This window comes from Acidimicrobiales bacterium (assembly GCA_035316325.1).
In the GTDB taxonomy this organism is placed as follows: Bacteria; Actinomycetota; Acidimicrobiia; order Acidimicrobiales; family VFJN01; genus DASXTK01.
On record DATHJB010000083.1, the window covers coordinates 1 to 7,003 of the forward strand.

Here is a 7,003-nt window from a genome sequence, read left to right on the forward strand (position 1 = left end):
CATCGGCGGCCTGATCGCCGGACTGGTGGGCGGCTGGCTGCTGTTCGAGCTGGAGCGGGTGCCGCAGGGGAAGATCCTCGGCACGGTGCTCTGCGTCGCCGGGGCCGCCGCCCTGTTCGCCGGCTGCCTCTACCTCGGCGCCAACCCGCTCTGACCTAGGGCCGGGGCTCGACCACCCGGGAGGCGAGGCGGCGGAGGTTGCCGCGCCAGATCGAGCGGAGGACCGGGCGGGCCAGCAGGCCGCCGAGCGGGCCGCCCAGGTACCAGGGGAAGCGCAGGCGCTCCACCCAGTCGAGCTGGGTGCGACGGCCCTCGGGATCCGCCGGTCGCAGCGTGAAGACGCCCTCGCCGGTCACCAGGCCGACGTGCCGGACGCCGAGCTCGCGGCCCTCCTGCCAGCGGGTGACCTCCATGCGGTCGGTGGTGCGCAGCGGGCCGATGCGGGTGGCGCAGTCGAACGTGGTGCCGACGCCGTGGCGCTGCTCGGTGGTGAACTCGATCGACTCGGCGTCGGCCATCCACTCGACGTGTTCGGCGAGGTCGGCCAGCTCACGCCACACCGCCTCAGGCGGAGCCTCGATCAGCTGACTCATCCGGAACTGCGCCATCAGCGCCCAGTGGGACTAAGCGCCAGGGGTCTCGGTGTCGGCGCCCGCGGCCGACAGGACCTTCGGCGCCAGCCACGTCTCGACCGTCTGCAGGGCCCCGGGCTCGGTGAACGTCGTCCCCACCCGGATGTCCTCGTTGAACTCGCCGCGGGGCACCTCGTAGAGCCAGGCGGCGAGGTCGGCGACCTCGAAGCGGTCGCGGTTGCCGACCGTCGACTCGATCAGCTCGTTGAGCCGGTCGACGCGGTGCGGGTCGTTGTCGTCGAAGTCGGTCCACGAGCTCGACGCCTGGTCGGGGTCGGTGAGCCGCAGGTGGGGATAGGTGGCCCACAGCACGGGCACGCCCTTCGACGCCAGCACGTCGGCGAGCCCGTCGATCTGCTCGGCCATCCACACGTCGTAGGCCGGGTCGCCCAGGTGCTGCCACTGGCGGCCGATCTTGCGCTCGCCCAGGTCGGCGCCGCCCATGGCCACCACGATCACGTCGTAGTCGGCGGCCTCCAGCATCTTCGGCAGCCGGGGGCGCCACGACTCGCAGTCGAGCGACGCCTCCACCCGCTGACCCAGCGACTCCCGCAGGCCCGAGCCGCCCAGCGGGCAGCTGTCGGTGACGTGGGTGTCGACCAGGAACTGCTGGTCCTCGTGTTCCGGCGACTGGTTCCAGGCGGCGAAGCCGGACGTGAGGCTGCCGGCGGTGTCGTCGCCCACGAGCAGCACCCGCGCCGTGGCGTCGCCGACCGCCGGCTCCACCACCTCGAGGTCGCCGGGGCCCTGGCCGTCGTCGATCGCCAGGCTGATGTTGGCCGGCGGGTTGACGGGCAGGACGAAGACGGCGGCGGCGAGCACCGCGGCGCACGTGACCAGCCCGGCCGCCACCATCGTCGGCTTGACCTTGAGCTGCAGGCGGAACGGCCCCTGGATCACCCAGTAGGAGACGACCGCGGCGGCGAGGGTGGCCGCCAGGCGGACCCCGAAGAGCGGCGGCCCGGAGAACCCGATGCGGTCCTCGTCGAGCAGCAGGTACAGCGGCCAGTGGAACAGGTAGGCGGCGTAGCTCACCTCGCCCAGGTGGCGCAGCGGGGCGAAGCCGAGGATCGACGCGGCCGGCCCCGGCATCGTCACCGCCAGGATCACCCAGCCGGTGAGCAGGGCGTTCACGATGGTGACGCCGTGGAACAGCGACGGACTGTCGAGCGGCACCAGGAACCACAGGGCCAGCAGTGCCAGCAGCGCCGCCGGGGCGCCGTTGCGCACGCCGTTCATCACCAGCGGCCGGCTGAGCAGGGTGCGGAAGCCGGGCGTGAGCACCGCGTAGGCCAGCACCACGCCCACCAGGATCTCGCCTGCCCGGGTGTGGGTGCCGTAGTAGGCGATGCGGCGGGCCTCGGTGTTGCCCGACAGCATCCAGGCGGCGCCGAAGCTGGCCGCGGCCAGCGCGGCGAACGCGTAGCCCGAGGCGCGCCACTGGCGGCCGGTCACGAGCATCAGCACCACGAACACCAGCGGGAACAGCAGGTACACCTGGGCGGTGATGGCCACCGGCCAGAGGTGCCGCAATGCGGAGAGCTCGGCGAAGCTGCTGGCGAAGCCCTCCGACGGGAAGGCGAGCCGCCAGTTGGTGACGAAACCGAGCGCGGCGTACACGTCGCCCCGGAAGGTGGGCACCGAGCCGACCCGCACGACCGTCTGCAGCGCCACCACCACGGCCAGGAGGGCGAAGTAGGGCGGCGCCAGGTTGCGGGCCCGGCGGTCCCAGAAGCGCCCGAACAGCAGCTGGGTCGTCTGCGACCACTCGGCCAGGGCGAGGGTGGCCATCAGGAAGCCGGAGAGCGTGAAGACGCTGGAGATCCCGAGGAAGCCGCCCTGCAGGAGGTCGACGTCGTGGGCGTAGGCGAGGACGGCCAGCAGGGCGACGGCCCGGAGGCCGTTCAGGCCGGGGAGGTGGGGGAGCTTGGGGCCGAGGTCGCCGGGCACGCGGTCGGCCTTGGCGGGCCGGCGTGGGTCGGGCGGCAGGTCGGGGGGCGGCTGGTCGAGGCGGGGTTCGTAGCCCTGGTCGTAGCCGGTGTCGTAGGCCTGCTGGTACTGGGTCTGGTCCGGGTCGGCGTAGCCCTGGCCGTAGTCGGGCTGGGGGTCGCCGTAGCCCGGGTCGGGGGCGCCGTAGCCGGGTTCGGGGTCGTAGGAGGGCCGCGGGGGTGCCAGGGGCCCGGTCGGGTCGAGCCCCGGGTCGTAGGGCGACTGGTGGGGGCGCCGGGGCGCGTACCCCGGGGGGTCCGGGTCGTAGCCGGGGCTCAGGAACGACGGCGTGGCGCCGGTGGCGCGGGGTGCCGGGTCCCAGCGGTGCTCCGACGTGTCGGGGGCGGGGTCGTCCCAGGCGCGCCGACCCGTGGGGCTCGACGCGGGGCCCGGAGCGGCTTCGTCCCAGCGGTACTCGCCGGTGTCGGGCCCGGGGGCGTCCCAGTCGCGTCGGCCGATCCCGGCGCCGGGGCCGGCCTCGGCCGGAGGGTCCCAGCGCGACTGGCCGGCGGCGGGGTCGGTGGCATCCCAACCCTGGCCCGGTGCGCCGGGTGCGGGGTCGTCCCAACCTTGGTCCGGTGCGGGTGTCGGGTCGTCCCAGCGCTGCTGGTCGGGGGCAGGGTCACCCCAACGACGCTGGCCGGGCCGGTAGCTGCGCTCGTCGTCGTCGTAGGGCTCGTCGCCGAAGCCGGGGGCCGACGGGTCGTCCCACGGAGGCTCGGAGCGGCCGCCGTCGCCGGGGTCGCCACCACGGCCGGCGCCGCGCGGAGGACGACGACGGGGCAGCCGGGGATCGTTCGTGGCGCGCCGCGCAGTCGTCAGAATCCCTCCATGTCGCCCGAAGCACTCCCAGCCGTGGAAGCGGGAAGGCAAGAAACACTACTGAACGCGCGCGGCACCCACCAGGAGAACCGCTGCGAATCCTGCCCGACCTGGGCAGCAGTAGCGTGCAGAGTGTGACCGTTGCGTTGCGCTGGACCGACAACCACTGCCACCTCGGGTGGGACGACGACGACGTCCCGCACGCCGATCGGGTCGACGCCCAGGTCGACGCCGCCTGGGCCGCCGGCGTCGAGCGGCTGGTGTCGGTCGGCACCGACGTGGCCCGCTCCCGGGACGCGATCGCGGCCGCCCGCCGCCATCCCGGCGTGGTGTGGGCGACGGTCGGCCTCCACCCCCACGAGGCCCGCCACGGGCTCGACGGCCTGGCCGAGCTGCTCGACGACCCCGCCAACCGGCCCCACGTGGTGGCCGTGGGCGAGTGTGGCCTCGACTACTTCTACGAGCACTCGCCCCGGGAAGCCCAGCAGGCGATGTTCGCCGCCCAGATCGCCCTGGCCCGGGAGCGCGACCTGGCGCTGGTGATCCACACCCGCGACGCCTGGGACGACACGTTCGCCGTCCTCGACGAGTCGGGGGTGCCCGAGCGGACGGTGCTCCACTGCTTCACCGGCGGCCCCGACGAGGCCCGGGCCTGCCTCGACCGGGGCGCCTACCTGTCGTTCTCCGGGATCGTCACCTTCAAGGCCGCCGACGACCTGCGGGCCGCCGCCAAGCTGTGCCCGCTCGACCGGGTGCTGGTCGAGACCGACAGCCCCTACCTGGCACCGGTGCCGCACCGGGGTCGCCCCAACACGCCGGCCCACGTGCCGCTGGTGGGCGCGGCGGTGGCCGACGCGATGGGCGTCGGCGTCGAGGTGGTGGCGACGGCCAGCTGGGACAACGCCTCCCGCGTCTACGCTCTGCCCAGCGGTTGATCGAACCGGGGGGAAGATCGGCATGGGGGCATTGCGACGTCGGGTCGCGTTCGTGGTCGGCCTGGTCCTGCTGCTGGTCAGCGCGGGCTGCGACTGGCCCGAGGGGACGCGCTACGTCCACCGGGTGTTCGACCAGGTCGCCGAGACCGAGAACATCACCTACCGGACCACCACCACCTGGGACGGCCAGCCCATCGACCTGAAGCTCGACATCTGGCAGCCGGTGGGCGACACCGCCACCGAGCGGCCCGCGGTGATGTGGATGTTCGGCGGCGGCTTCACCTTCGGGGAGAAGGAGCACATGTCCGTGTACGCCGAGGACTCCGCCCGGCGGGGCTACGTCGGCGTCACCCTGCAGTACCGCGTGCGGCCGGAGTTCAGCGTCGAGGGCGTGATCGACGGCTACGCCGACGCCCTGGCCGGCGTCGAGTGGTTGATCGCCCACGCCGACGAGTACGACATCGACCCCGACGCCGTCGTCGCCGCCGGCTACTCGGCGGGCGCCTACAACGCCATGCACGTGCTCGACTTCCCGGCCGACACGCCCGCCGCGGGCGGCATCGCCATCGCCGGGGGCACCGGGGTGAACCCGTCGGCCGGCGACCGGCAGACGATCATGTTCCACGGCACCGCCGACACCACGGTGCTCACGCAGACTGGGCTGGACCGCTGCAACGCCGGCAACGCGGTGGGCGCGACCTGCACCTGGGTGCCCTACGAGGGCAAGGACCACTTCATCGCCTACTACCCCGACACGCAGCCGGACATCATGTTCCGGGCGGCCGACTGGGTCTTCGAGTCCGTGCTGTGGCCGCTGGGTTACCGCCCGGAGACGGTGTCCTAGGCGCTACGTCCTCGGACCGCAAGAATGCGGGGGTGACGTTGAGCCCCCGGCAAGTGCGTGAGCTGCTGTCCACCCACGGCCTCACGCCCAGCCGCGCCCTGGGGCAGAACTTCGTGGCCGACCCCAACACCGTGCGGAAGATCGCCGCGCTGGCGGACGTCGGGCCGGGCGACTCGGTGGTGGAGGTGGGGCCGGGGCTGGGGTCGCTGACGCTGGCGTTGGCGGCGACGGGGGCCTCGGTGACGGCAGTGGAGATCGACCGCCACCTGGTGCCGGTGCTGCGTGAGGTGGTGGCGGGCACCGATGTGCCGGTACGGGTGGTGGAGGGCGATGCCCGGCGGCTCGACTGGGGGTCGCTGCTGTCGGCGTCGCCCGAGTGGGCCCTGGTGGCCAACCTGCCGTACAACATCGCCACGCCCCTGGTGCTCGACCTGCTGGCGGGCGTGCCGGCGATCCGGCGGATGCTGGTGATGGTGCAGCGCGAGGTGGGGGAGCGGCTGGCGGCGGGGGTCGGCGACGAGGGCTACGGCATCCCGTCGGTGAAGGTGGCCTGGTGGGCGACGGCCGAGGTGGTCGGGCGGGTGCCGGCGACGGTGTTCGTCCCCCAGCCCCGGGTGGAGTCGGTGCTGGTGCGACTCGTGCGGCACCCGGTCGCTCCCGCGGCGGACGTCGACCGGGAGCGGCTGTTCCGCCTGGTCGACGCCGGGTTCGGGCAGCGGCGCAAGATGCTGCGGCGGTCGCTGGCGGGGCTGGTCGACACCTCGGAGTTCGTCGCGGCGGGCGTGCGTCCGGAGGCCCGGGCCGAGGAGCTCGACCTGGCGGCGTGGTCGCGGTTGGCGTCATGACCGCTGCGACCCTGCCGGCGCCGGCCAAGCTCACCGTGTCGCTGCGGGTGGTCGGGGTCCGTCCCGACGGCTACCACCTGCTCGACGCCGAGATGGTGAGCCTCGACCTGGCCGACTCGCTCACGTTCTCGCCGGGTGACGGCCTGGAGGTGGTCGGCGGGCCGCCGGGGGTGCCGGAGGGGGGCGACAACCTGGTGGCCCGGGCGCTGGTGACGGTCGGGCGGCAGGCTCACGTGCGGCTGGTGAAGCGGATCCCGGCCGGGGCCGGGCTGGGCGGCGGGTCGTCGAACGCGGCGGCGGTGCTGCGCTGGGCCGGGGTCGACGACGTGGGCGTCGCCGGCAAGCTGGGCGCCGACGTGCCGTTCTGCGTGCACGGGGGGCGGGCGCAGGTCAGGGGGACGGGCGAGGTGCTGACGCCGCTGCCCTTCGAGGCCCGGACGTACACGCTGCTCACGCCGCCGTTCGGCTGCTCGACGCCGGCCGTCTACCGGATGTGGGACCGCCTGGGCGGCCCCCGTTCGGCTACCGGCCCCAACGACCTCGAGCCGGCCGCGCTCCGGGTGGAGCCACGGCTGGTCGAGTGGCGCGACCAACTGGCGGGAGCGACGGGACAGGCCCCGGTGCTGGCCGGGTCCGGGTCGACGTGGTTCGTCGAGGGAGCGTTCCCCGGCGAGGGGCGCATCGTCGCCCGCACCGTGCCGGCGTACTAGACGCTGGGCTCCGGTGCGGGCTCGGCATTCCGCCGGACGTACTCGATTGCTATTTGCCGGCGGCGCGGCGCTGCCAACGGGTGCGCTTCAGCATCTTCTTGTGCTTCTTCTTGCGCATCCGCTTGCGGCGCTTCTTGATCAACGAGCCCATGAGGGGAGCCACCCTAGTGCACTCCCGGAGGGCCCCTCCAAAGCGCCTGCCTGTGGCTTCGGCCACCGGTCACCC

Annotated in this window: 7 protein-coding genes; 4 read left to right on the forward strand and 3 right to left on the reverse strand. The window is 73.8% G+C overall.

Features of this window, described 5'->3' with window-relative positions:
• Window positions 1-155 precede the first annotated feature (155 nt).
• Both VK611_11950 and VK611_11955 read right to left on the reverse strand, forming a co-directional pair.
• Window positions 156-608, reverse strand: coding sequence for an SRPBCC family protein (locus tag VK611_11950; GenBank protein ID HMG42038.1), 453 nt, complete (start codon window positions 606-608; stop codon window positions 156-158).
• Window positions 609-623: 15 nt separating this feature from the next.
• Complete coding sequence (locus tag VK611_11955) at window positions 624-3,494, reverse strand: acyltransferase family protein (protein HMG42039.1); 2,871 nt, start codon at window positions 3,492-3,494, stop codon at window positions 624-626.
• An 83-nt stretch (window positions 3,495-3,577) separates the two neighbouring features.
• Between VK611_11955 and VK611_11960 the strand changes: the two genes are divergently transcribed.
• Genes VK611_11960 through VK611_11975 form a run of 4 tightly spaced genes read left to right on the forward strand, consistent with a single transcriptional unit; the run spans window position 3,578 to window position 6,777 of the window.
• Complete coding sequence (locus VK611_11960) at window positions 3,578-4,378, forward strand: TatD family hydrolase (GenBank protein HMG42040.1); 801 nt, start codon at window positions 3,578-3,580, stop codon at window positions 4,376-4,378.
• Window positions 4,379-4,400: 22 nt separating this feature from the next.
• Window positions 4,401-5,222 carry an alpha/beta hydrolase gene (locus tag VK611_11965; GenBank protein HMG42041.1) on the forward strand — a complete coding sequence of 274 codons (822 nt, stop codon included), beginning with the start codon at window positions 4,401-4,403 and terminating at the stop codon, window positions 5,220-5,222.
• Between the two features lie 32 nt (window positions 5,223-5,254).
• Window positions 5,255-6,067: a 16S rRNA (adenine(1518)-N(6)/adenine(1519)-N(6))-dimethyltransferase RsmA gene (gene rsmA, locus VK611_11970; protein ID HMG42042.1), complete on the forward strand. Its 813-nt coding sequence runs from the start codon at window positions 5,255-5,257 to the stop codon at window positions 6,065-6,067.
• A complete protein-coding gene (locus VK611_11975) occupies window positions 6,064-6,777 on the forward strand; it encodes a 4-(cytidine 5'-diphospho)-2-C-methyl-D-erythritol kinase (protein ID HMG42043.1) in 714 nt (237 codons plus the stop codon). The genes rsmA and VK611_11975 overlap by 4 nt, the downstream gene beginning before the upstream one ends.
• A 49-nt stretch (window positions 6,778-6,826) precedes the next feature.
• Here the strand turns inward: VK611_11975 and VK611_11980 are convergent, their stop codons facing one another.
• Complete coding sequence (locus VK611_11980) at window positions 6,827-6,928, reverse strand: AURKAIP1/COX24 domain-containing protein (protein ID HMG42044.1); 102 nt, start codon at window positions 6,926-6,928, stop codon at window positions 6,827-6,829.
• Window positions 6,929-7,003 lie beyond the last annotated feature (75 nt).

What these genes read in the sequence shown, in the direction of transcription:
- VK611_11950 (HMG42038.1), bottom strand. Translation starts at nt 608, where the DNA reads ATGGCGCAGTTCCGGATGAGTCAGCTGATCGAGGCTCCGCCTGAGGCG.
- VK611_11965 (HMG42041.1), top strand. Translation starts at nt 4,401, where the DNA reads ATGGGGGCATTGCGACGTCGGGTCGCGTTCGTGGTCGGCCTGGTCCTG.
- VK611_11975 (HMG42043.1), top strand. Translation starts at nt 6,064, where the DNA reads ATGACCGCTGCGACCCTGCCGGCGCCGGCCAAGCTCACCGTGTCGCTG.
- VK611_11980 (HMG42044.1), bottom strand. Translation starts at nt 6,928, where the DNA reads ATGGGCTCGTTGATCAAGAAGCGCCGCAAGCGGATGCGCAAGAAGAAG.